The 23,267-nt window shown below is 67.7% G+C and carries 19 protein-coding genes and 1 pseudogene; 10 read left to right on the top strand and 10 right to left on the bottom strand.

All coding sequences use genetic code 11. The features are described 5' to 3' along the window. Positions 1-51: 51 nt before the first annotated feature. Both G6N51_RS14120 and G6N51_RS14115 read left to right on the top strand, forming a co-directional pair. A complete protein-coding gene (locus G6N51_RS14120) occupies positions 52-2,322 on the top strand; it encodes an ATP-dependent DNA ligase (protein ID WP_083167048.1) in 2,271 nt (756 codons plus the stop codon). After that, the gene (locus tag G6N51_RS14115) at positions 2,319-4,256 is read left to right on the top strand and encodes a fumarylacetoacetate hydrolase family protein (protein WP_083167044.1); all 1,938 of its coding nucleotides are present in this window, start codon (positions 2,319-2,321) and stop codon (positions 4,254-4,256) included. The genes G6N51_RS14120 and G6N51_RS14115 overlap by 4 nt, the downstream gene beginning before the upstream one ends. Here G6N51_RS14115 and G6N51_RS14110 read toward each other — a convergent pair. After that, complete coding sequence (locus G6N51_RS14110; RefSeq protein ID WP_083167040.1) at positions 4,253-5,170, bottom strand: SAM-dependent methyltransferase; 918 nt, start codon at positions 5,168-5,170, stop codon at positions 4,253-4,255. The genes G6N51_RS14115 and G6N51_RS14110 overlap by 4 nt on opposite strands. 76 nt (positions 5,171-5,246) lie before the next feature. Here G6N51_RS14110 and G6N51_RS14105 point away from each other — a divergent pair, with 76 nt between their 5' ends. Further along, positions 5,247-6,053 (top strand): enoyl-CoA hydratase/isomerase family protein, encoded by an 807-nt coding sequence (locus G6N51_RS14105; protein ID WP_083167035.1) that lies wholly within the window; start codon positions 5,247-5,249, stop codon positions 6,051-6,053. 67 nt (positions 6,054-6,120) lie between these two features. On the opposite strand, the gene G6N51_RS14100 is transcribed toward G6N51_RS14105, so the two are convergent. The 4 genes from G6N51_RS14100 to G6N51_RS14085 all read right to left on the bottom strand — a co-directional run bounded on the left by G6N51_RS14100 (position 6,121) and on the right by G6N51_RS14085 (position 10,424). Beyond that, the gene (locus G6N51_RS14100) at positions 6,121-6,987 is read right to left on the bottom strand and encodes an LLM class flavin-dependent oxidoreductase (protein ID WP_083167030.1); all 867 of its coding nucleotides are present in this window, start codon (positions 6,985-6,987) and stop codon (positions 6,121-6,123) included. An 89-nt stretch (positions 6,988-7,076) separates the two neighbouring features. Next, positions 7,077-7,841, bottom strand: coding sequence for an STAS domain-containing protein (locus G6N51_RS14095; protein ID WP_083167627.1), 765 nt, complete (start codon positions 7,839-7,841; stop codon positions 7,077-7,079). Positions 7,842-8,289: 448 nt separating this feature from the next. Beyond that, entirely contained in the window at positions 8,290-9,522 is a 1,233-nt protein-coding gene (locus G6N51_RS14090) for a DUF4873 domain-containing protein (RefSeq protein WP_232078380.1), read from the bottom strand. Next, the gene (locus G6N51_RS14085; RefSeq protein WP_083167025.1) at positions 9,519-10,424 is read right to left on the bottom strand and encodes an AurF N-oxygenase family protein; all 906 of its coding nucleotides are present in this window, start codon (positions 10,422-10,424) and stop codon (positions 9,519-9,521) included. The genes G6N51_RS14090 and G6N51_RS14085 overlap by 4 nt, the downstream gene beginning before the upstream one ends. Before the next feature lie 122 nt (positions 10,425-10,546). On the opposite strand from G6N51_RS14085, the gene cobF reads away from it, so the two are divergent. The 4 genes and pseudogenes from cobF (at position 10,547) to G6N51_RS14070 (ending at position 12,947) form a co-directional block, all read left to right on the top strand. Beyond that, positions 10,547-11,299, top strand: a complete 753-nt coding sequence (gene cobF, locus G6N51_RS14080) for a precorrin-6A synthase (deacetylating) (protein WP_083167620.1) — start codon at positions 10,547-10,549, stop codon at positions 11,297-11,299. 5 nt (positions 11,300-11,304) lie between these two features. Further along, positions 11,305-11,547 (top strand): annotated as a pseudogene (locus G6N51_RS29225) (DNA-formamidopyrimidine glycosylase family protein); the annotation flags it as partial. Positions 11,548-11,697: 150 nt separating this feature from the next. Continuing rightward, a complete protein-coding gene (locus G6N51_RS29220; protein WP_232078555.1) occupies positions 11,698-12,168 on the top strand; it encodes a zinc finger domain-containing protein in 471 nt (156 codons plus the stop codon). Positions 12,169-12,197: 29 nt separating this feature from the next. Next, positions 12,198-12,947 carry an SDR family oxidoreductase gene (locus tag G6N51_RS14070; RefSeq protein WP_083167016.1) on the top strand — a complete coding sequence of 250 codons (750 nt, stop codon included), beginning with the start codon at positions 12,198-12,200 and terminating at the stop codon, positions 12,945-12,947. Between the two features lies 1 nt (position 12,948). On the opposite strand, the gene G6N51_RS14065 is transcribed toward G6N51_RS14070, so the two are convergent. Further along, on the bottom strand, positions 12,949-14,268 hold the full coding sequence (locus G6N51_RS14065; protein ID WP_083167011.1) for an oxygenase MpaB family protein: 1,320 nt from the start codon (positions 14,266-14,268) through the stop codon (positions 12,949-12,951). 92 nt (positions 14,269-14,360) lie between these two features. On the opposite strand from G6N51_RS14065, the gene G6N51_RS14060 reads away from it, so the two are divergent. Continuing rightward, positions 14,361-14,936, top strand: a complete 576-nt coding sequence (locus G6N51_RS14060) for a TetR/AcrR family transcriptional regulator (RefSeq protein ID WP_167528613.1) — start codon at positions 14,361-14,363, stop codon at positions 14,934-14,936. A 6-nt stretch (positions 14,937-14,942) separates the two neighbouring features. Here the strand turns inward: G6N51_RS14060 and pgi are convergent, their stop codons facing one another. After that, positions 14,943-16,607: a glucose-6-phosphate isomerase gene (gene pgi / locus G6N51_RS14055; RefSeq protein ID WP_083167002.1), complete on the bottom strand. Its 1,665-nt coding sequence runs from the start codon at positions 16,605-16,607 to the stop codon at positions 14,943-14,945. Positions 16,608-16,798: 191 nt separating this feature from the next. After that, positions 16,799-17,131: a chorismate mutase gene (locus G6N51_RS14050; RefSeq protein ID WP_083166998.1), complete on the bottom strand. Its 333-nt coding sequence runs from the start codon at positions 17,129-17,131 to the stop codon at positions 16,799-16,801. 551 nt (positions 17,132-17,682) lie between these two features. Here G6N51_RS14050 and pcrA point away from each other — a divergent pair. Continuing rightward, on the top strand, positions 17,683-20,016 hold the full coding sequence (pcrA, locus tag G6N51_RS14045) for a DNA helicase PcrA (RefSeq protein ID WP_083166993.1): 2,334 nt from the start codon (positions 17,683-17,685) through the stop codon (positions 20,014-20,016). A 128-nt stretch (positions 20,017-20,144) separates the two neighbouring features. Here the strand turns inward: pcrA and G6N51_RS14040 are convergent, their stop codons facing one another. Beyond that, the gene (locus tag G6N51_RS14040; RefSeq protein WP_232078379.1) at positions 20,145-20,723 is read right to left on the bottom strand and encodes a hypothetical protein; all 579 of its coding nucleotides are present in this window, start codon (positions 20,721-20,723) and stop codon (positions 20,145-20,147) included. A 1-nt stretch (position 20,724) separates the two neighbouring features. Further along, complete coding sequence (locus G6N51_RS14035) at positions 20,725-21,774, bottom strand: M23 family metallopeptidase (protein WP_083167612.1); 1,050 nt, start codon at positions 21,772-21,774, stop codon at positions 20,725-20,727. 323 nt (positions 21,775-22,097) lie between these two features. On the opposite strand from G6N51_RS14035, the gene sucC reads away from it, so the two are divergent. After that, positions 22,098-23,261: an ADP-forming succinate--CoA ligase subunit beta gene (gene sucC / locus G6N51_RS14030; protein ID WP_083166989.1), complete on the top strand. Its 1,164-nt coding sequence runs from the start codon at positions 22,098-22,100 to the stop codon at positions 23,259-23,261. The last annotated feature ends 6 nt before the right edge of the window (positions 23,262-23,267 follow it).

Below are 23,267 nucleotides of genomic sequence, written 5' to 3'. Positions count from 1 at the left end.
GCAGGTCGTGACCGCATCGAAGCCTGGCGACCGACGACGTACGTTGAGACTATGAGCACGACGGCGGGCCCCAGGGTGCGGCTGACCAACGCCGACAAGGTGCTGTACCCGGCCACCGGGACCACGAAGCGGGACGTCTTCGACTATTACACCCAGATCGCCGAGGTGATGATCCCGCACATCGCGGGCCGCCCGGCCACCCGGAAGCGCTGGCCCAACGGTGTCGAGCAGGATGCCTTCTTCGAGAAGCAGCTGGCCGGCTCGGCGCCGGACTGGTTGCCGCGCGCCAGTGTCACGCACCGGTCCGGAACGACGACGTATCCGATCATCGACAGCTCCGAGGCGCTGGCCTGGATCGCGCAGCAGGCCGCGCTGGAAGTGCACGTGCCGCAGTGGCGGTTCGTCGCCCAGTGGACTCGACGCAATGCCGAAGAGTTGAAGCCCGGCCCGGCGACTCGATTGGTGTTCGACCTTGATCCCGGTGAGGGCGTGAGCATGGCGCAGCTGGCCGAGGTGGCCCACGCCGTCCGCGACCTCATCGACGGGATCGGGCTGACCCTGTTCCCGCTCACCAGCGGCAGCAAGGGCCTGCACCTCTACGCGCCGCTGGCTGAGCCGGTGAGCAGCAAGGGTGCGACGGTGTTGGCGAAACGGGTTGCCCAGCAACTGGAAAAGTCGATGCCCAACCTGGTCACGTCCACCATGACCCGCAGCCTGCGGGCGGGAAAGATTTTTCTCGACTGGAGCCAGAACAACGGATCCAAAACGACGATCGCGCCGTATTCCCTGCGCGGGCGCGAACACCCGACGGTCGCGGCGCCACGCACCTGGGAGGAGATCGGGAACCCGGCGTCACTGCGCCAACTGCGTTACGACGAGGTGCTGGCCCGGGTGGCGCGCGACGGCGATCTGCTGGCGGCCCTGGACAGGGACGTCGCGGTCCCGGACCCGCTGACCAAGTACCGCAGCATGCGCGACGCGTCGAAAACCCCGGAGCCCGTGCCGCGAACGAAACCGACCACGGGGCAGGGCAATTCGTTCGTGATCCAGGAACATCACGCGCGGCGGCTGCACTACGACTTCCGGCTGGAGCGCGACGGCGTGCTGGTGTCGTGGGCGGTGCCGAAGAATCTGCCCGAAACCACATCGGTGAACCACCTGGCGGTCCACACCGAGGATCATCCGCTGGAATACGCGACGTTCGAGGGCAACATCCCCAGAGGGGAGTACGGGGCCGGGAAGGTGATCGTCTGGGATTCCGGAACGTATGAGGCGGAGAAGTTCCGCGACGACGAGGTCATCGTCAACCTGCACGGCAGCAAGGTTTCCGGGCGCTATGCGCTGATCCAAACCAAGGGCGACCAGTGGTTGGCGCACCGGATGAAAGATCAGAAGGTCTTCGATTTCGACGGGATAGCACCCATGCTCGCCACCCACGGCTCGGTCGCGGCGTGCAAGGCCGGCCAATGGGCCTTCGAAGGCAAATGGGACGGCTACCGGCTGCTGGTCGAGATCGACCACGGAGACTTGCGGGTCCGGTCCCGGCGTGGCCGGGAGGTCACCGGCGAATACCCCCAATTGCGCCCGCTGGCAGCCGATCTCGCCGACCATCACGTGGTGCTCGACGGCGAGGCGGTCGTGCTGGACCCCTCCGGTGTGCCGAGCTTTCACGCGATGCAGAACCGTGGCCGCGGCAGCCGCGTGGAGTTCTGGGCGTTCGACCTGCTGTATCTCGACGGCCGTTCGCTGCTGCGGGCGCGCTACCAAGATCGCCGAAAGCTGTTGGAAACGCTGGGCGGCGGCAGCGACCTCATCGTCCCCGAGTTGCTGCCCGGCGACGGGAAACAGGCGCTGGAGCACTCCGCCAAGCACGGCTGGGAGGGTGTGGTCGCCAAGAGACGCGACTCCACCTATCAGCCGGGCCGGCGCTCGGCGTCCTGGATCAAGGACAAGCATTGGAACACCCAGGAAGTCGTCATCGGTGGCTGGAAGGCCGGGGAGGGCGGACGCAGCAGCGGCATCGGCTCGCTGCTCATGGGCATCCCCACCGACGGTGGCCTGCGCTTCGCCGGGCGGGTCGGTACCGGGTTCACTGAGCGTGACCTGTCGAACCTGAAGAAGACGTTGGCGCCGCTGCACACCGACCAATCGCCCTTCACCCCGCCGCTTCCCCGCGGTGAGGCCAGGGGGGTGACGTACGTCCGGCCGGTGCTGGTGGGCGAGGTGCGCTACAGCGAGTGGACACCGGATGACCGGTTGCGCCAATCGAGTTGGCGCGGGCTGCGGCCGGACAAGGAACCGAGTGAGGTGGTACGCGAATGAAATGGGTGACCTATCGTGACGCCGAGGGTGAACGCACCGGGGTGCTCTCCGGTGACGCCATCCACGCGTTGGCCGCCGGCGTGACGCTGCTCGCCCTGATCGGTCGCGGCGCCGACGGGTTGCGCGCGGCCGGTGAGGAGGCGCTGCGTGCGCCGGCGGCGACGGTGCCCCTGGATGCGGTGCGGCTTCTGGCGCCGATCCCGCGCCCGCCGTCCATCCGCGACTCGCTGTGCTTTCTGGACCACATGCGCAACTGCCAGGCCGCGGTGGGCGCGGGCCGGACACTCGCCGACACGTGGTACCGCATACCGGCCTTTTACTTCGCCTGCCCGGCAACGGTTTTGGGACCCTACGACGACGCCCCGACCGCACCCGGAAGTGCGTGGCAGGACTTCGAATTGGAGATTGCGGCGATCATTGGAACGGGCGGGCGGGACCTGACGGTGGACGAGGCCGAGCGGGCCATCATCGGCTACACCATCTTCAACGACTGGTCCGCCCGCGACCTGCAGCAACTGGAGAGCCAGCTGGGGATCGGGCAGGGCAAGGGCAAGGACAGTGGCGTCACGTTGGGCCCGTTCCTGGTGACGCCCGACGAACTCGAGCCCTACCGGCGCGACGGCAGGCTGGACCTGCGGGTAACCGCCCTGGTCAACGACGCCGTGATCGGGTCGGGGTCGACCGCCCAAATGGATTGGACCTTCGGCGAAGTCATCTCCTACGCCTCGCGCGGCGTGACGCTCGCCCCCGGCGACGTCATCGGCTCGGGCACCGTGCCCACCTGCACACTGGTCGAGCACCTGGATCCGACGGCGCTGGACTCGTTCCCGGGCTGGCTGCACGACGGCGACGTCGTCACGCTCCAGGTCCAGGGGCTCGGGGAGACCAGACAAACCGTGCGCGCCAGTCCCGCACCCCACCCGTTGGCCGTTCGGCCCAATCCGGACGCCGTGCCCGCCCCACAGCGGGTCAACCGGGCACCCGCCAAGGTGCCCTACACTCGCGGCCTGCACGTGGTCGCCGACCGGGTGTGGGCGTGGACGTTGCCGGACGGCGGTTACGGCTGGAGCAACGCCGGGCTGGTCGCCGGCGATGGGGCATCCCTGCTCGTCGACACCCTGTTCGACCTGGCGCTGACCCGCGAGATGCTCACCGCCATGCGCGACGTCACCTCGTCGGCACCCATCACCGACGCGCTGATCACCCACTCCAACGGCGACCACACCCACGGCAACCAGCTGCTCGCCCCCTCGGTGCGGATCATCGCGGCGCGGGGCACGGCCGACGAGATCGCGCACGGGATGGCGCCCGAGATGCTGGCGATGGCGCAGACCGCGAACCTCGGGCCGGTCGCGACCCCCTACACCCGAGACCGCTTCGGGCACTTCGACTTCAGCGGCATCACGGTGCGCAACGCCGATCAGACGTTCGACCGCGAGCTGACCATCGAGGTGGGCGGGCGGCGCGTCGACCTGCTGAACCTGGGTCCCGCGCACACCGCCGCGGATTCGGTGGTGCACGTGCCCGATGCCGGGGTATTGTTCGGCGGCGACCTGCTGTTCATCGGCTGCACCCCGATCGTGTGGGCCGGCCCGATCGCCAACTGGATCGCCGCGTGCGATGCGATGATCGCGCTCGACGCGCCGACGGTGGTGCCCGGACATGGCCCCGTGAGCGACCCCGACGGAATCCGTGCCGTGCGTGGATATCTCGCCCACGTCTCGGAACAAGCCGAGGCCGCCTATCGCCGCGGGCTGACGTGGTCGGAGGCGGCCGACACCATCGATCTCGGCGAGTACGCGTCCTGGCTGGACGCCGAGCGCGTCGTCGTCAACGTCTATCAGCGGTACCGCGAACTCGACCGCGAGACCCCGCAGTTGGAGGTCATGGCACTGCTGGTGATGCAGGCCGAGTGGCTGGCCAAGCGTGCCTAAAGGCGCACCGCCCGAACGAATTTGATCGTGGTGGACGGCACCTGCAACGCCGTCGGCTCCAACTCCGGCAGCCCGGCGGCGGCGAACAGGTCGGCGAGCCGGGATTCGGTGGTTTCCCAGCCGTTCGCGTGCAGATGCGCGGCGACGTCGGTGTGCTCGCCCGGATACGTCAAGCTGGTCAGGTCCATCTCGAGTCCCTGCCGTCGCCAGCCCTCGGTCATCAGCCGGGCCTGTTCCCGGGCCGCCGGCGAGGTGCCGGTCACCGTGCCGTAGTCGGCCGCGAACCGGCTGCCCTCGGCGGAGAGGGGGATGATGGAGTCCAGCAGTCGGATCTCGGCCTCCGGCGGGAGCCATCCGATGAGCACCCCCTCGGCGAGCCATGCGGTGGGATGGGCCGGATCGAAGCCCGCCTCCTGAAGCGCCGCCGGCCAATCCTCGCGCAGATCGATCCCGACGTCGCGCAGCTTGGCGGTAGGCGCCGCCCCGATCTCCGACATCGTTGCGGCCTTGAACGCGATCACCTCGGGCTGATCGATTTCGTAGACCGTCGTCCCGATCGGCCAGCGCAGCCGGTAGGCGCGGGAATCCAGCCCGGAGGCCACGATCACGACCTGGAGCAGCCCCGCCTGCCCGGCCGCGGCGAAATAGTCGTCGAAATACCGGGCGCGGGCGGCGAACGTGTCCACCATCCGGTGAAAGCCGACGCCCCTCTCGAGGACGTCGGGATCGAGTTCTCCGCTGGCGAGCCTGGTGAACACGTCCAGTCCGACGGCACGCACCAACGGTTCGGCGAAGTCGTCGGTGATGACCGGCTGCGGACGCTTGCTCGCGGCGGCGCGGGCGGCGGCGACCATGGTGGCCGTCGCGCCTACGCTGTTGGCCAGGTCCCAGCTGTCACCTTCGCTTCGTGCCATGGCTTCTCCTTCGATGTGGCGGCCGAACCACCGTATGCCCCCTCGGTGAACATCCGCATCGCCTACGGTTTCTGCCATGCCCGCAGTGGAATTGGAAACCGTCGAAGACGGCATCGCCCGCATCACGCTGAACCGGCCGGAGCGCCTCAACGCCATCGACGGGGCGTTGATCGACGGCGTGGACCATGCCTTGGATGCGCTGGGCGGCGGCGGGTTCCGCGCCGCGATTCTGACCGGTGCCGGACGCGGATTCTGCGCGGGGGCGGACTTGAGCGGCACCGGCGAGCCGTGGACCAAACCCAGGCCGTCCACCCCGCCGTTCAAGGTCAACTACGACTCCCAGGTCCGCCTGGCGGACCTGTTCACCCGTATCTACGAGCTGCCCATTCCGGTGATCGCCGCGGTCAACGGCGTGGCCGTCGGGGGAGGGCTGGCCTTCGCGCTGGTCTGCGACGTCCGGGTCGCCTCCGATCGTGCCCGGTTCTCCTCGGCGTTCATCAAGGCGGGCTTCTCGTCGATGGACATGGGCACCAGCTACCTGCTGCCCAAGATCGTCGGCGCGGGAGTGGCCCGCGAACTCATGCTGACCGGCCGCATCATCGAGGCGGCCGAGGCCTACCGCATCAAGCTGGTGCACGAGGTGGTGGCTCCCGACGACCTGATGCCGGCCGCGCTGAAGGTGGCCCGCTCGATCGCCGAGAACAACGCCTACGGCGTCTGGCAGACCAAGATCGGCCTCAACGCCGCATTGGATGCGCCCAGTTTGCGGCTTGCCATCGAGATCGAGAACCGCACCCAGATCCTCAGCGGCTTCACCAACAACCCGGCCGAGGCGGCCAAGGCGCACCGGGAAAAGCGAGCGCCGAAGTGGGACCCGCTGTGACGGTGCGCCGCCGCTGGCGGATGGCGGCGGCCCGCCGCGCCCGGCTTCGCCGCGCTTGCGACCGCCGCTAGACCTTCGCGATGACGTTCTCGGCGAACATCTCGAGGTTGCGGATCTTGTTCTCCAGCGGCTCGGTGTCCTTGCCCTTGATGTAGGGGATGCGGAAGCCGACGATGGCGTCGGTGACGCCCTTGTCTTCGAGGCGTCTGATGCCGTCCACGGTGTAGGCGTCGGCCGAGATGACGTGAATCTGGAACGGCCCGGTCTTGCCGGCTTCCTCGCGATACCGCTTGAGCTTGGCGATGAGCCCGTCGAGTTCTTCGGGGTCGCCGCCGCCGTGCATCCAGCCGTCCAGCCGGGCCGCGCGGCGCAGCGCCGCGTCGGCGTGCCCGCCGATAAGGACCGGGATGGGCTGGGTGGGCGCCGGCGTCATCTTGGTCTTGGGGATGTCATAGAACTCGCCGTGGAATTCGAAGTAGTCGCCGCTGGTGAGCCCCTGGATGATTTCGATGCACTCGTCCATGCGCTTGCCGCGCTTGGCGAACGGGACGCCCAGCAGTTCGTAGTCCTCCGGCCACGGGCTGGTGCCGACGCCGAAGCCCACCCGGTTGTTGGTCAACGCGGCCAGCGAACCGATCTGCTTGGCCACCAGCGCCGGCGGCCGGATGGGCAGCTTGAGGACGAAGAAGTTGAAGTGCAGCTTCGTCGTCACCGCGCCCAATGCCGCTGTCAGCACGAAGGTTTCGATGAATTCCTTGCCATCCAGGAACTCGCGATCCCCGTCGGGCGTGTAGGGGTATTTCGAGTCCGACTCGAAGGGGTAGGCGATGCTGTCGGCGATCGTCATCGCGTGGTAGCCGGCGGCCTCGGCCGCCTGGGCCAGCGGGATGTAGTACCGGTGGTCGGTCATCGCCTCCGCGTAGGTGAACCGCACGTCATCTGCCTTCCTGGAAACGGGTCGTCACACGAGATTAGAACGTGTTCTAGTTCTACCCGCGCCCGGGTTCCCAGCACAATAAGGCGTCAGAGCTGGTTTTCGGGACCGATGACCGCCCACACCGTCTTTCCCGCCGAGGTGGGAGTGCTGCCCCACGCGCGTGACAACGCGTCGACGATCGCCAGGCCGGAGACGTCGATGCCGTTGGCCGGCGATGGCAGCCGCACGGCCGGGGCATGGCTGCTGTCGGACACCGCGATGGTCGCCGTCGCGCCATGGCTCTCGATCCGCACCACCGGAACGCTGGCGGTGTGCTCCAGCACGTTCTCGACGAACACGTTGACCACCACCAACGCGACGGGGATGAGCGTGGACTGCGACCAGGCGGTGAGCCATTCACGGACCAGGCGGCGTGATTCCCGCAGGCTGGTCAGGTCGGCGGGCAGCTGTGCGCCGGCGCGACGCACGGCCCGCCGGCTCTGCTGGCTGAGCGCCTTCCTCGCCGCCTTCTCCGTCGAGTACACGGGCATGAAGTAGGCGACGCCGCTGCGGGTGATCGCCTCACGTGTGCCGCGCTGCGCGCACACCAGCACGACCGAAACGTTCGGATTGTCGCGGATCTGCCAATGTGCGCCGATGAACGTCGACCACGCCAATTCGGCTAGCACCTTGAGGCCGGAGATGTCGACGATGACCGCGGGGGGCCCTTCCAGCGTGGCCTGCAAGATGTGGTCGCGCAGGGCGGCGGAGTTGGTGGTGTCGAGCGCACCGTCGACCGTCAGGACGACCACCGATTGATCCGTCCGCGTCGCGACGGCCAGTGTGCTCGGTGATTCAGCTACGGAGCTCACCACCGCGGCCCCTTCGCCGTCGACAGCCCACGGTGTCGCGGCGACCGGATACGCGACTGGATCAGAAACGGCGGGGACGTCGCAATACGGCTTGCCGGCTGGGTCCTGTCGTCCGGTTCCATCGCTGCTCCTCGAGTTACTGCCGGGCCAACTGCTTGAGTATCCGCCCTCAGCGGCAAAAGTCTAATTCGGGTCGAGTGGCCCGCACGCCATTGGAAAGCGCAGCCTGCGGGCGTGGTGTACCGGACGCGCGCGGCACCCGGCGCGATAGGAGTGAGTCGCGTGCCCGTCCCCACCCGTTCGAGGCCCCCGCCTCTACCGCGCCGAACATGTTGTTCGAATCCGCTGCGCAGCACGCGCATCTCGCGTGGTTACCACTTTCTCGGGGCGCCCAAACGCCCGGGAAACGCACCGTAAAACGGCACGATGAGCAGGGCAAACGGGCCGGTCAGTTGGGCGCGTACGGCGGGGCGCCCACCCCGGTGACCGAGTGCGTCCCCCACGGCGTTTGTTCGACGATCCGCGCGGCGGCGCTGCGCCCGCCCACCGTCAACGTCGCGGACCGCGTTTGCCTGAGCACCTCGTCGGGCAAGGGCCGCGACGGCGAACCGAACACCGTCCCCTGCCAGTGGTAGTGGCCGTCGATCGGGTCGAGGTGGCCGGTCAGCCGGACACGCACCGGATGGGCGGCGCCGGCGATTTCTAGTGTCGCCGCCCCGTCATAGGTGTCGTCGCGATCGGGCGTGGCGGACGACAGGTCAAAGGCGGAGGCCGCCGCAGGGGCCTGCTCGGGTGTCAGCTGCGCCCGCTCGTTGAAGACGCGCAGGCTGCTGCTGCGCACCTCGATGCGGCTGCTGGCCGTGCGCGCCATCAGCCGGAGGCATTCGGCGATGTAGCGCGCCTGCGCGCCGGCGTCCGGACCGGTGATGAAGAAGTAATTGGGGAAGCCGCGAACCGCCACACCGTAGAACGGCTCCATGCCGTCCTGCCATGCCTGCCGGATGGTCAGCCCGCCGGCGCCGATGAGCGTGTCATCGGCCAACTCGTCGGGGATCGAGAACCCGGTGCCGTAGACGATGGCATCGACGGGGTGATCGACGCCGTCGCGGGTGTGGATGCCCGAGGCGGTCACGGCCTCGATCGCCGACTCGGCCACGCTGACCGAAGGGCGCTTGGCGGTCGGCCGGATGCGGCGACGCAGCCGGCGTCGGACCCGGGTCGACCACAGCGGGACCTCGGTGACCACGCGGCGCGGGGACAGGGGAAAGACGGTGACCGACGTCGCCGCCTGGCTTAGCCGGCCGATGTAGTGGCCGGCGGTGGCGTCGGTGCCCACCACCGCGATGCGCTTGCCGGACGGATCGAAGCCGGGAACCCACTCGGCCGCGTGAAACGACTCGCCGAGGAAGTCGTCGCGGCCCGCGATGTCGGGCAGCCAAGGGACGAAGGGCGTCCGGTCCCCGGCGATGACGGCGCGCGCCCGCACATCCTCGCCGCCGGGCGTCGTCAGCAGCCAGGTGTCGGTCCTGTCGTCGAACCTCGACCGGACCTCGGCGGCCGGCGCGTCGAGGGCCATGAAATCGGTGACACCGGCGCGCAGCAACGCCGATTGGACGCCGGGGTGCGCGCCGAGGATGGCTATCGGGTGGCGGGGCTCGGCGGGGTCGCGCGGCCGCGTCACAGAAATCTGCTGCGCTTCCAGCCGCGGCGGGCGATGGGGCCCAGCAGGCCCACCTCGGTCAGGAACGCCGCCAGCGGGGCGAAACCGGCGACCTGGATGTCGCGGCGATGCGGGCTGGTCCGCGCGATCCGTCGCGCCCGCGTCGGGTCCAGACCGGCGCGCGCATACGGGATCGGGTTGCTGAACAGATAATTGAAGAAGTACCCGCCCAGCCCATTGATGTTGGCCATGAACCAGCGGTTGAGCCGGGGCATCTCGGCGACGCGTTTGCGGGCACCGTCGCGGGCGAACTGGATGTGGCGTGCTTCCTCGGTGACGTGAATCCGCATGAGCCGCTGGATGATCGGCTGCAACTCGGGGTCGTCCATCATCTGCCGCTGCAGCGAGTCGAAGATCTCTTCACCGATCAGCGCGGCCACCCACAACATCGAGCCCCACTGGAACGCCAGCGGCAGCGCGTTGATGATCATGCGGTGAAACAGCCTTGGCCGCACCGGCTTTGCGCCGATGCGCTCGATGGCCTTGCCGAACATCACCATATGACGGGTCTCGTCACCGAGTTCGGTGAGTTTGTAATGGGTCGAGGAGCTGGTCGGGTCTTCGTGCAGGATCGTGCGCAGCAGCGACTGGTTGAGCATGTTCTCGAACCAGATGCCGGCCGAGAGCGTGTTGACCAGCTCCTGGCGGGATAGCTCGATTTGTTGTTCGCGGGTCAGCTCGTCCCACATCGGCGTCCCGTAGAGCGACACCAGCCGCGGTGGCAGGTAGAACTTGTCGGGGTCCAGCGGGGCGTCCCAGTCGATGTCGACGATCGGTTCGTAGGACTTCTTCACCGAGCCCCTGAGCAGGCGCTCGGAGAACTCTTCACGACTCGGCCCACCTGGCTTCACAGCTGAGGTCATCGCGGGGTCCCTTCGTTGGGAGCTGCAGACGGTACCCATGGTACTGGGTACTTGTGGACCCGACTAGGGGTTGACGGTTGCGATTCGGCAGTGTGGCGGGCAACGAGCATCGGGAGGCAGTCGTGAGTCGGCATATCCACGTCATCGGCATCGGCGCCGGTGATCCCGACTACCTGACCGTCCAGGCGATCGACGCGCTGAACGACACCGACGTGTTCTTCGCGATGGACAAGGGCGAGACGAAAAGCGACCTGGTCGCGCTGCGACGGCAGATCTGCGCCCGGTTCATCCGCGAGCCGGGGTACCGCTTCGTCGAGCTGCCCGACCCCAAGCGATCGGCCGATGCCGACTACCGCGAGGCCGTTGCCGACTGGCATGCCGCGCGGGCGCGGGTCTGGGCGGCGGCCATCGCCGACGAGCTGGGCCCCGACGGGGTCGGGGCCTTCCTGGCCTGGGGCGACCCTTCGCTGTACGACAGCACGCTGCGCATCCTGGATGCCATCACGGCCGAAGCCGCCGAGCTCGAGTTCACCTTCGATGTCATCCCCGGCATCACCGCGGTGCAGGCGCTGACGGCCCGGCACCGCATCCCGCTCAACGAGGTCGGGGAACCGGTCCTCATCACCACCGGCAGAAAGCTGCGCGCGCACGGGCTGACCGGGTCGGCGGTCGTCATGCTCGACGCCGAATGCTCCTTCCAGGTCTGCCCGCCGCGCACCCGGATCTGGTGGGGCGCCTACCTGGGCACCGCCGACGAGCTGCTGGTGGCGGGCACCGTCGGCGAGACCGGCCCGCGTATCGCGGCGCTGCGGACCGAGGCGCGGGCACGGCACGGCTGGATCATGGACACCTATTTGCTCAGACCGGCAGACTGAAGGGCGTGCCCGAACTGCCCGAGGTCGAAGCGCTGGCCGACCATCTACGCCGCCATGCCGTCGGCTTGACGATCGGTCGCGTCGATGTCGGTGCGCTGTCCGTGCTGAAAACCTTCGACCCGCCACCCACCGCGCTGCACGGCCGGCCCGTGACCGGGGCCCAGCGGTGGGGCAAGTACCTCGGGCTGCAGGCGGGCGAGCTGTTCCTGATCACCCACCTGTCGCGGGCGGGCTGGCTGCGCTGGTCGGACAAGCTGGCCGCGGCGCCGCTGCGGCCGGGCAAGGGCCCGATCGCGCTGCGGGTGCACCTCGGCACGCCCGGCGACGCGCCGGGCTTCGACCTCACCGAGGCCGGCACCCAGAAGCGGCTGGCCGTGTGGCTGGTCGACGATCCGCAACTGGTGCCCGGGATCGCCGCGCTCGGCCCCGACGCGCTCGAGCTCAGCGCCGACGATCTCGCGGGCCTGCTGGCCGGCAATACCGGGCGGATCAAGACGGTCATCACCGACCAGAAAGTGATCGCCGGCATCGGCAACGCCTACAGCGACGAGATCCTGCACGTGGCCAAGATCTCGCCGTTCGCCACCGCGGGCAAGCTCACCGACGAGCAGCTCACCACCCTGCACGACGCGATGGTGTCCGTCCTGCGGGACGCGGTGAGCCGATCCGTGGGCCAGGGGGCGGCCACGCTCAAGGGTGAGAAGCGTTCCGGGCTGCGGGTGCATGCGCGCGCCGGGCTGCCCTGCCCGGTGTGCGGGGACACCGTGCGGGAAGTTTCCTTCGCCGACAAGTCTTTTCAGTACTGTCCGACGTGCCAGACCGGAGGCAAGGTGCTGGCCGACCGGCGGATGTCGCGGCTGCTCAAGTAGGCGACGGCCGCGGTCGCTATGCTGCCCGGGTGACTCGTCAGAAGATCCTCATCACGGGCGCCAGCTCCGGCCTGGGCGCCGGCATGGCGCGTGCCTTCGCCGCCAAGGGCCGCGACCTGGCGTTGTGCGCCCGACGCACCGACCGGCTCGACGAGCTGAAAGCCGAACTGTCGCAACGGTATCCCGGCATCAAGATCGCCGTCGCCGCGCTGGACGTCAACGACCACGAGCAGGTGCCGAAGGTCTTCGGCGAACTGAGTGACGAGCTCGGCGGCATCGACCGGGTCATCGTCAACGCCGGCATCGGCAAGGGCGCCAAGCTCGGCTCGGGCAAGCTGTGGGCCAACAAGGCGACCATCGAGACCAACCTGGTGGCCGCGCTCGTGCAGATCGAGACCGCGCTGGAGATGTTCAACAAGAACGGTTCGGGTCATCTGGTGCTGATCTCATCGGTGCTCGGCAACAAGGGAGTGCCCGGCGTCAAGGCCGCCTACGCCGCGAGCAAGGCGGGGTTGAGCTCGCTGGGTGAGTCGCTGCGCGCCGAGTACGCCAAGGGCCCGATCAGGGTGTCGGTCATCGAACCCGGGTACATCGAGTCGGAGATGACGGCCAAGTCGAACAGCACAATGTTGATGGTGGACAACGAGACTGGCGTCAACGCGCTCGTCGCGGCCATCGAGCGCGAGTCCGGCCGGGCCGCGGTGCCGTGGTGGCCGTGGGCGCCGCTGGTCCAGGTGATGCGGGTGCTGCCGCCCCCGCTCACCAAGTGGTTCGCCTGAGCTAGTGCGGGACTGGCGTGTAATGAGTTGCGTCGGTGGTGAATTCGGGCTTGCCATAAGTGGCTAGCCGCAGCTTGAGCAACCCGATCACATAGGCGTCGGTGATGTCGCGGAGCACGGGAATGCGGCTGGCCTGGCTCACGACGTTGAACCGCCCGATGATGAATGGCGCGGTGAGGGCGACGCGCAGCAGATCCGTCGGCCCCATCGAGACGCCCATGGCCTCGGCGATCTCCCGGTCGCCGTTGCAGAAGGTGCGAACGAACGTGAGCTTGCTGAAGCTCTTTTCGACCGCCTCGGCGCAACGGTCGAACAAGGAGGTGCCGGGGCGCAGGTAGGCCGCCATTGTGCCGCGGACGAGTTCTTGGCAGATGCTGTCGAACCCGTCGCGCAGCAGTGCCGATCGGGCATGCATGACATGGATGATGTCGGCGGGTTCAGCGGGCAGCAGTTCCTCCGGCAACCCGAGCAGAAAGCAGCGATACCTGGCGAATTCGACCACGGCGCGTTCTTCGGCGGTGAACTCCGTGCGGCCCTGCTGGCGCGCCTTGCGGGCCAACAGGTACTGGCCGATCATTCCGGCCGGCATCTGATCGACCTGGGGTACCGGCATGCCGTAGATGGCCGTATCCCACTTGTCGGATCTCTTGAGGGCGTTGTAGCGGACCATCGAGTGCATCAGCCGAACCATCGCGGCGGCTTCAAAGCCGGGGCCATAGCGGTCCAGCGCGCCGGGCAGTGTGGTGACGGCGAAGAAGCTGGCAGTCTCGTTGACGCGGCGCGCTGCCCGCTTGCCCGAGAGCGCACCGGTCAGCGCCATCGGCAGCGCGGCGTAGGTGTTGGTGAAAGTCGCGATGAAGGCCCCGCGCGTGATGAATGGAGCCAGCAGCGCCGCGGGGATGCGTTCTTGGCGAGCGCCCTCCCGGACCAGGTCGAAGTCGATCCATGCCGGGGTGGCCTCCATGGCGGCGATGAACGCCGCCAGTTCGGGCGGCGCGTCGGCCACCGCCTCGATCCCCTCGCGGCAGGCCGTCTTGAGCATCTCGATCAGGTGCGTGACGCTGTGCGAGTTCATCAGGGCCGCATAGGGATCCGCGACGACGTCGCCGAGCAGGGTGGCCGTGCTCATCAACTCGACGACGCGGTCGTCTTCCAGAATCGGTGCGCGGTCGGCGATCCAGGTGGGCAGGGCGGAGTCGGCGTCGGGCTCGGTGGCCAGGCGATCCGGTCGCCTGTCGAAGTCGAAATCTCCGTAGAGGTCGGGCAGCAGGTCGCGCTGGCTGCGGACCCGCCGCGCGAGTTCGGGGTAGTACGTGACCATCGCTGCCTCCCATTAACTAACAATCTGTGAGCAATACTCACAAGTCGTTAGTTATGCTGTCAAGCGTGACTGTGGGCAACCCGAAGCGGCGCATGACGGCCGAAGGCCGGCGCCGGCAGATCCTCGACGTCGCGCACGCGATCGTCGACGCCGAGGGGTTCCACGCGGCAACACCGAACCGCATCGCCGAGACGGCCGGCATCAATCGGTCGTTGATCTATCAGCTGTTCGGCGACCCGGCCGGGCTGTTCGTCGCACTCATCGACCGTGAGGCGGCCCGGGCCGGCGCCCAGTTCGCCGAAGCGATCTCCGGATTGGATGCGGTCGCCGTTGACCAATCGCTGATGGTCGCGTTCGACGGTGTGCTGGCCGCGGTGGACGCCCATCCCGCGACGTGGCGGCTGTTCTTGTTCCCGCCGCAAGGCGCCCCGCCGGAGTTGTATGCCCGGCTGGCTCAATCTCAGGCCGTGGTGCTGAAGTTTTTCGTCACCGAACTGCTGCGCATCAACCCGCACGTACACGATCCCGAATACACCGCGCGGATCCTGCACGCTGCGGGTCGCGAACTGCTGCAGCTTCACCTGTCTGACCCGGAGACCGCGACCGTCGACCGGTTGCGCACCTTCGTGCGGCGGCTGGGCTCCGACGTCATGAGTCGAACCGGTTGAGCCCGATTAGCCGACCCTCCCGCGTTCCGTCCGGTAACGCCGCACCAGCGCATCGGTCGAGCTGTCGGACTGCGGCGCCGGCGAGTTGTCGGACGTGATCACCGGCAGCAACGCCTTGGCCTGCGTTTTGCCCAGCTCCACGCCCCACTGGTCGAACGAGTCGATGCCCCAGACGACGCCCTCGGTGAAGACCTGGTGCTCGTAGAGCGCGATCAGCTGGCCCAGCACCGACGGCGTGAGCCGGTCGGCCAGGATCGAGGTCGACGGCCGGTTGCCGGGCATCACCTTGTGCGGCACGATGTCGGCCGGCGTGCCTTCGGCGGCGATCTCCTCGGCGCTCTTGCCGAACGCCAGCACCTGGGTCTGGGCGAAGAAGTTGCTCATCAGCAGGTCGTGCATGCTGCCGGTGCCCTCGACCGTGGGCAGGTCGTCGAGGGGCTGGCTGAAGCCGATGAAGTCGGCCGGCACCAGCCGGGTGCCCTGATGCAGCAATTGGTAGAAGGCATGCTGGCCGTTGGTTCCCGGCTCGCCCCAGAAGATTTCGCCGGTGTCGGTGGTCACCGGAGTGCCGTCGGCGCGGGTCGACTTGCCGTTGGATTCCATCGTCAGCTGTTGCAGATACGCCGCGAATCGCGCCAAGTCGTTGGAATAGGGCAGCACCGCGCGAGATTGGGCGCCCATGAAGTTGGAGTACCACAGCCCGATCAGCCCGAGGAGCGCCGGCGCGTTGGATTCCAGCGGGGCGGTCTTGAAATGCCGGTCCACGATGTGGAATCCGGACAAGAAATCGGCGAAGGCCTCCTTGCCGATGGCCGCCATCACCGACAGCCCGATCGCCGAGTCGACCGAGTACCGTCCACCGACCCAATCCCAGAAGCCGAACATGTTGTCGGTGTTGATGCCGAAGTCGTCGACCAGCCGCTTGTTGGTGGAGACGGCCACGAAGTGCTTGGCCACCGCGGCATCGCCGAGCGCGTCGGTCAGCCAGCGGCGCGCCGCGGTCGCGTTGGTCAGGGTTTCCAGCGTGGAGAACGTCTTCGACGCGACGATGAAAAGCGTTGTGGCGGGGTCCAAGTCGGCGAGGGTGGCGATCAGGTCGGCGGGGTCGACGTTGGAGACGAAGCGGGCGGAGATCCCGGCATCGGCGTAATGGCGCAGCGCCTGGTAGACCATCACCGGACCCAGATCCGATCCGCCGATGCCGATGTTGACCACCGTGGTGATTCTTTTCCCGGTGGCCCCGGTCCATTCACCGCTGCGTAACCGGTCGGTGAAGTCGCCCATCCGGTCCAGCACGGCGTGCACGTCCTCTACGACGTTGCGGCCGTCGACGATCAGTTCGGCGTCCCGGGGCAGCCGCAGCGCGGTGTGCAACACCGCCCGGTCCTCCGAGACGTTGATGTGCGTGCCGGCGAACATCTGGTCGCGGCGCTCTTCGAGGTTAGCCGTGCGCGCGAGATCGATGAGTAGCCGCAGCGTCTCTCGCGTGATGCGGTGTTTGCTGTAGTCGATGTAGAGGTCGCCGACCGAGACGGTCAGTTCGCGGCCGCGGTCGGGATCCTCGTCGAACAACTGACGCAGATGCGTCGCGCCGATCTGTTCGTGATGCCTGCGCAGGGCATCCCACGCTGGGGTGGCGGTGATGTCGGGGAGGCTTTGCACGGGGGTCATACCCCGACCCTAGTGACGGTCGCAAGCGCGGCGTAGCCGGGCGCGGCGGGCCGTCACGATTGGTTCGTGTGACGGTCGCAAGCGCGGCGTAGCCGGGCGCGGCGGGCCGTCACGATTGGTTCGTGTGACGGTCGCAAGCGCGGCGCTGGGGGCACCTCCCGCTTGCGGGGGACCGGGCGCGGCGGGCGGGCTCAGTGGCCGAGCCGGCCCCTGCCCAACCTCAGCAGCAGGATCGCGAGGTCCTTGCCGTCGGGGCCGAGCTCGCTGTAGCGCTCGATCACCTTCATCTCGCGGCTGTGGACGAGCCGCGTGCCGCCGGATGCCATCCGCACCTTGCCGATCGCCCGGGACACCTCGGTGCGCCGCTTCACCGCGGCGAGGATCTCGGCGTCCAAGCGGTCGATCTCGTGGCGCAACTCGTCGATGCTCAACTCTTCGGGGTCGGCGGTCTCGGGGGTTTCCACCGTCTCAACCTTCATCTCTGCTAACTCCGCATTCTCGGGATGTGGGGGTTGTGGTCTCATCCGGTTTCGGGCCTCACAAAGAGACGAGCCCCGGTCCGGAAGCGGACCACGGGGCTCTGACGAAAGCAGCTAGACCACGGGGACCGCTAACCGGTACCCGTAGAAAAATCGGCGGCAGTTCGGGGTGCGGGGCTGCCGATCGCACTGCGCGTTGAGCACCAAACGAGTGTGCCACTAATAACAGGTCAGGCGCAAAAAGGCATTCGTGAGCTGGCCATTGCGCCATCGCGGTGGGCCGGGAGCGCGCGGCCTTCAATCGCGGCGACGCACGTGCCGCGGTGGCTTGCCGGTGTGGAATTCCTTAATGGGAGGTGAAATTGAGTTTTGCGGGAGACCGTGCCGGATTCGGCGAAGGCGCAAACTCCGACGCAATTATGCGGCTTTTTCGACGCGGGTGTAATTGGTCGGCATTTTGAAACGGGCCAGCATTGGATTGCGAAACACCCGTGTCTTGCGGCCGTGATCTGCCCGCCGACGCCGCCGTCCGGGCATTAGCCTGGTCTGACGCCTTGGCGCGTTGCGTCGGTGGGCGGCGGTAAGTTTGGACCAACATGAGTGTGTACGCAACCGATGCCAATCTGGCCTCCGAAGCAGATCAGCTGCTCGAAGGCCTCAACCCGCAGCAGCGCAAGGCGGTGGTGCACGAGGGCTCGCCGCTGTTGATCGTCGCGGGGGCGGGGTCGGGCAAGACCGCGGTGCTGACGCGCCGCATCGCCTATCTCATCGCGGCGCGCGGCGTCGGGGTGGGCCAAATTCTGGCCATCACCTTCACCAACAAGGCCGCGGCCGAGATGCGCGAACGCGTGGTACGGCTGGTGGGCAACCGCGCCCGCGCCATGTGGGTGTCCACCTTCCACTCGACCTGCGTGCGCATCCTGCGCAACCAGGCGTCGTTGATCGAAGGGCTCAACTCCAACTTCTCGATCTATGACGCCGACGATTCCCGCCGCCTGCTGCAGATGATCGGGCGCGACATGGGGCTCGACATCAAGCGCTACTCACCTCGGCTGCTGGCCAACGCGATCTCCAATCTGAAGAACGAGCTGATCGACCCCGCCGAGGCGGTCGCCAAACTGACGGATGATTCCGACGACCTGAGCCGCACCGTGGCCTCCGTCTACGGCGAGTACCAGCGGCGACTGCGTGCGGCGAACGCGCTGGACTTCGACGACCTGATCGGTGAGACCGTCGCGGTGCTGCGGGCCTTCCCGCAGATCGCTCAGCACTACCGGCGGCGGTTCCGTCATGTCCTGGTCGACGAGTATCAGGACACCAACCACGCGCAGTACGTGCTGGTGCGGGAACTGGTCGGTCACGACGCGGCGGAGTCGCCCGACGACGTGCCGCCGGCGGAATTGTGCGTGGTCGGTGACGCCGATCAATCGATCTATGCGTTCCGCGGTGCGACCATCCGCAACATCGAGGACTTCGAACGCGACTATCCGGACGCGATAACCATTCTCCTGGAACAGAATTACCGCTCGACGCAGAACATCCTGTCGGCCGCCAACTCGGTGATCGCCCGTAATTCCGGACGTCGGGACAAGCGGCTGTGGACCGACGCCGGCGCCGGCGAATTGATCGTCGGCTACGTCGCGGACAACGAGCACGACGAGGCCAGGTTCGTGGCCGAGGAGATCGACGCGCTCGCCGATCGGGGTGAGATCACCTACAACGACGTGGCGGTGTTCTACCGCACCAACAACTCGTCGCGGTCGTTCGAAGAGGTGTTCATCCGCGCCGGCATCCCCTACAAAGTCGTTGGGGGAGTGCGCTTCTACGAGCGCAAAGAGATCCGCGACATCGTCGCCTACCTGCGGGTGCTGGACAACCCCGGCGATGCGGTGAGCATGCGCCGCATCCTCAACACCCCGCGCCGCGGCATCGGGGATCGTGCCGAGGCCTGCGTGGCGGTGTACGCGGAGAACACCGGCGCAAGTTTCGCCGACGCGCTGGTGGCCGCCGCCGAAGGCAAAGTGCCGATGCTCAATTCACGCGCGGAGAAGGCGATCGCCGGGTTCGTCGAGCTGCTCGACGAGCTCAGGGGCCGCCTCGACGAGGATCTCGGTGACCTGGTCGAGTCGGTGCTCGAACGTACCGGCTATCGGCGGGAGTTGGAGTCCTCCACCGACCCGCAGGAGCTGGCCCGCTTGGACAACCTCAACGAACTCGTCAGCGTGGCACACGAATTCAGCACCGACCGGGCCAACGCCGCCGCGCTGGACGAGTCGCTGCAGGCCCCGGACGACGAAGACGTGCCGGTAACCGGTGTACTCGCCGAATTCCTGGAACGCGTCTCGCTGGTGTCAGACAGTGACGAGATACCCGAGAACGACGCCGGCATGGTCACCTTGATGACGCTGCACACGGCCAAGGGGCTGGAGTTCCCCGTGGTGTTCGTCGCCGGCTGGGAGGACGGGATGTTCCCGCACATGCGGGCGCTGGACGACCCGGTCGAACTGTCCGAGGAGCGGCGGCTGGCTTACGTCGGCATCACCCGCGCCCGTCAGCGGCTGTATGTGAGCAGGGCCATCGTGCGGTCCTCCTGGGGCCAGCCCATGCTGAACCCGGAATCCCGCTTCCTGCGCGAGATTCCGCAGGAACTCATCGAGTGGCGGCGCACCGCGCCGGCCCCCTCGTTCAGCGCGCCGGTGAGCGGCGCCGGGCGGTTCGGTACCCCGCGCGCGGCCCCGACCCGCTCCGGCGCGGGCAAGCGCCCGCTGCTGGTGCTCGAGCCGGGCGACCGGGTGACGCACGACAAGTACGGGCTTGGACGGGTCGAGGAAGTTTCCGGGGTCGGTGAATCCGCCATGTCCCTCATCGACTTCGGCAGCGCGGGACGGGTCAAGCTGATGCACAACCACGCCCCGATCAGCAAGCTTTGACCGTTGCGGCCGCCGGCCGACCGCGGATGGCCCCCGGGACCAGGAAGCGGTCCGGGAATGTGATACCGCGGGTGATATCGGATGCCAGAGTCGCCTGATGGTCGGCGGCCGCGGCCCGGTCGGGCCGGTCAGGCCTCCAGCCAGCGTTTGGTTCGCGGGTGCATCGCGAGCACCACGCTGGCGATCGGCAGCAGCGGCAGCAGGTGCACTATCCACGCCACCCGGGCGCCCGCGATGAACACACCCAGATAAGTCAGCACGGCGACCACCGCGCCGACCGCGATGAGGTAGCGCCCGACGGGCCGGTGCTGCAGCAACGCGATCACGCCGGAAATGGTGGTGACCGCGAATACCAGGGCCAAGAACGCGACGGCGATACAGAACAACCGGTCGGATCGCCACCACCCGGCGATCAGGTCGGTGGCCACCACCGATGTTGCCCACCCGCTGATGATGCTGACGGCGCACGCGGCGACGGTCGTCCGGTCGCTTGGCCCGTCGGCCGGCGCGCCGTAGATCGCTCGGTTGCCCGCGCGACTAGCGCCCTGATAGGGCGGGGGCTGCGGCGGAATGTGGGTGGTCGGGGATTCCGGCGCTACCGGCAGCGGTCCGGTGGGTGCACGGCGGATGATCCGCGTCTTGGAGTCCGACGGCGACGTGGACTCGGGCGGTTGCGGACCGGGAGATGATTGGTTCGGCTCGCTCACCTCAACCAGCGTAGTTACCCACCATGAGACCCCGCTTAGCCAGCCACGGGACCGGGTCGATTCGTTCGGTGCCACCCTGCAGCACCTCGAAATGCAGGTGGGGGCCGGTGGAGTTACCGCGGTTGCCCATGGTGGCGATCTGGTCGCCGGCCATCACGCGCTGCCCGACGCTGACCAGCGTGGTGTTGACGTGGCCGTAGAGCGTCACGGTGCCATCGGCGTGGCGCAGCTTGACGAGCGCCCCGTAGCCGGCGGCAGGCCCGGAGTCGATGACGACGCCGTCGGACACCGCGTAGATCGGCGTTCCGATCGAGTTGGCCAGGTCAATGCCGGCATGCAGCACGCCCCAGCGGTAACCGAAGTTGGAGGTGAAGATGCCCTTCGTCGGCATCACGTAGAGCGGCTGCTGCAACCGGGCCTCACGCTGGGCGCGGTCGTTGGCGAACGCGACGCCCTTGGCGAGTTCCTGGTTGTGCACCGCGGCGGTAGCCGCCGGCTCGAGCGCGACCACCTGGGCGCCGCGGATGGTGTTGTTGCCCGACCCCCCGGTGAGCGCCGATGCGTTCGCGGTCAGCACGGCCTCGGTCTTGGGGGTGTCGGCATGGCTGGTGGCGGTGTGGGCCGCCGCGGCGGCCGCGCCGGCGGCCATCGCCGAGATCATCAGGCGACCCCTGGCCGCGCTGGTCGGTTGTTTGCGATGCTGGCCGCCGCGGCGTGCCACCCCTACGACGTCGGTGGTGTGCGCGCGAGCCAGCCGCCGCTCGGACGCCGATGTCACGACTACGCGGGGGAGCACCTCGGTCGCCGGCGCGGCGAGCCACAGCGTGACAGGGTCGTCGGCCTCATTCAGGTCGTCGAGCTCCGGGGCCAGCAACACCTGCGCTTCGTTGTCGAAGGTGGAGTCGTTGCTGTAGTCGAGGTCGCCGAGCTCGCTGACCTCGTCGCGCCACTCCAGATCGTCGAAGTCAAAGCCATCGAGCGGGAGGATTTCGGTCACTTCGTTGCGATGAGGCTCGATCCCCCGGCCGCCCGCGGCGCGCCCAACCCTCACCACGCCTGCTGTTTCAGCAGTTGAAGGAGCTAAACGGTGCTGGGACAAGCTGAAATGTCCTCGTATCGTGACCATAACGTTATCTGGACCCTGAGACGGTATCCGCTAACTCGCGGAACTGGCAACCTCGTCGCGCAATCCGATCGAAATTGTGATTTGGGTCACGAACCGGGTATCCCGGCATGCCGTGAGCTGTGCCACATCGCCGGACGCGGCGGTAAGGGCCCGTTGGCCAGTGGATACAGTTCGTCCGTGCGAGTTGCCGAACGCGGCACCGCCCATCAAGAGGCCAAGTAGTTGAGTCGAACGAAGACAGAGAGTCCATGGACCTTTTCGAGTATCAAGCAAAAGAATTGTTCGCCAAGCACAACGTACCGACTACGCCGGGGCGGGTCACCGACACCGCCGAGGGCGCTCGGGACATCGCCGCCGAAATCGGTCGGCCGGTGATGGTCAAGGCGCAGGTGAAGGTCGGCGGGCGCGGCAAGGCCGGTGGCGTCAAGTACGCGGCGACGCCGGAAGACGCCTACGAACACGCCAAGAACATCCTCGGCCTCGACATCAAGGGCCACGTCGTCAAGAAGTTGCTGGTCGCCGAGGCCAGTGACATCGCCGAGGAGTACTACATCTCCTTCCTGCTGGACCGGGCCAACCGCACCTACCTGGCCATGTGCTCGGTCGAGGGCGGAATGGAGATCGAGGAGGTCGCCGCCACCAAGCCGGAGCGGCTGGCCAAGGTCCCGGTGAACGCCGTCACGGGTGTCGACCTGGCGACCGCGCGGTCCATCGCCGAGCAGGGCCACCTGCCCGCCGAGGTGCTCGACGCGGCGGCCGTGACCATCAACAAGCTGTGGGAGCTCTTCGTCGCCGAGGACGCCACCCTGGTCGAGGTGAACCCGCTGGTGCGCGATCCGAAGGACCAGATCCTGGCCCTGGACGGCAAGATCACGCTGGACGCCAACGCCGACTTCCGCCACCCGGAGCACGCCGAGTTCGAGGACCGCGCGGCCACCGACCCGCTGGAGCTCAAGGCCAAGGAGCACGACCTCAACTACGTCAAGCTGGACGGCGCCGTCGGCATCATCGGCAACGGCGCGGGCCTGGTGATGTCCACGCTCGACGTCGTCGCCTACGCCGGCGAGAAGCACGGCGGCGTCAAGCCGGCCAACTTCCTGGACATCGGGGGCGGCGCGTCGGCCGAAGTCATGGCCGCGGGCCTCGACGTCATCCTGAACGACAAGCAGGTCAAGAGCGTCTTTGTGAACGTGTTCGGGGGCATCACCTCGTGCGACGCGGTCGCCAGCGGAATCGTCACGGCGCTGAACATGCTCGGTGACGAGGCCAACAAGCCGCTCGTCGTACGGCTCGACGGCAACAACGTCGACGAAGGCCGCCGCATCCTGGCCCAAGCCAACCACCCGCTGGTGATCCAGGCCGAGACCATGGACGCCGGTGCCGACAAAGCCGCCGAGCTGGCGAACAAGTAAGGGAGC

Source organism: Mycobacterium paraseoulense, from assembly GCF_010731655.1.
In the GTDB taxonomy this organism is placed as follows: Bacteria; Actinomycetota; Actinomycetes; order Mycobacteriales; family Mycobacteriaceae; genus Mycobacterium; species Mycobacterium paraseoulense.
This window is presented reverse-complemented; position numbering and strand designations above follow the sequence as displayed.

Coding starts and splice junctions, on each gene's coding strand:
- pgi (WP_083167002.1), bottom strand. CDS start 16,607: ATGACCCCCGTGCAAAGCCTCCCCGACATCACCGCCACCCCAGCGTGG.
- pcrA (WP_083166993.1), top strand. CDS start 17,683: ATGAGTGTGTACGCAACCGATGCCAATCTGGCCTCCGAAGCAGATCAG.
- G6N51_RS14065 (WP_083167011.1), bottom strand. CDS start 14,268: ATGGTCACGTACTACCCCGAACTCGCGCGGCGGGTCCGCAGCCAGCGC.
- G6N51_RS14060 (WP_167528613.1), top strand. CDS start 14,361: ATGACGGCCGAAGGCCGGCGCCGGCAGATCCTCGACGTCGCGCACGCG.
- G6N51_RS14110 (WP_083167040.1), bottom strand. CDS start 5,170: ATGGCACGAAGCGAAGGTGACAGCTGGGACCTGGCCAACAGCGTAGGC.
- G6N51_RS14105 (WP_083167035.1), top strand. CDS start 5,247: ATGCCCGCAGTGGAATTGGAAACCGTCGAAGACGGCATCGCCCGCATC.
- sucC (WP_083166989.1), top strand. CDS start 22,098: ATGGACCTTTTCGAGTATCAAGCAAAAGAATTGTTCGCCAAGCACAAC.
- G6N51_RS14050 (WP_083166998.1), bottom strand. CDS start 17,131: ATGAGACCACAACCCCCACATCCCGAGAATGCGGAGTTAGCAGAGATG.
- G6N51_RS14120 (WP_083167048.1), top strand. CDS start 52: ATGAGCACGACGGCGGGCCCCAGGGTGCGGCTGACCAACGCCGACAAG.
- G6N51_RS14115 (WP_083167044.1), top strand. CDS start 2,319: ATGAAATGGGTGACCTATCGTGACGCCGAGGGTGAACGCACCGGGGTG.
- G6N51_RS14085 (WP_083167025.1), bottom strand. CDS start 10,424: ATGACCTCAGCTGTGAAGCCAGGTGGGCCGAGTCGTGAAGAGTTCTCC.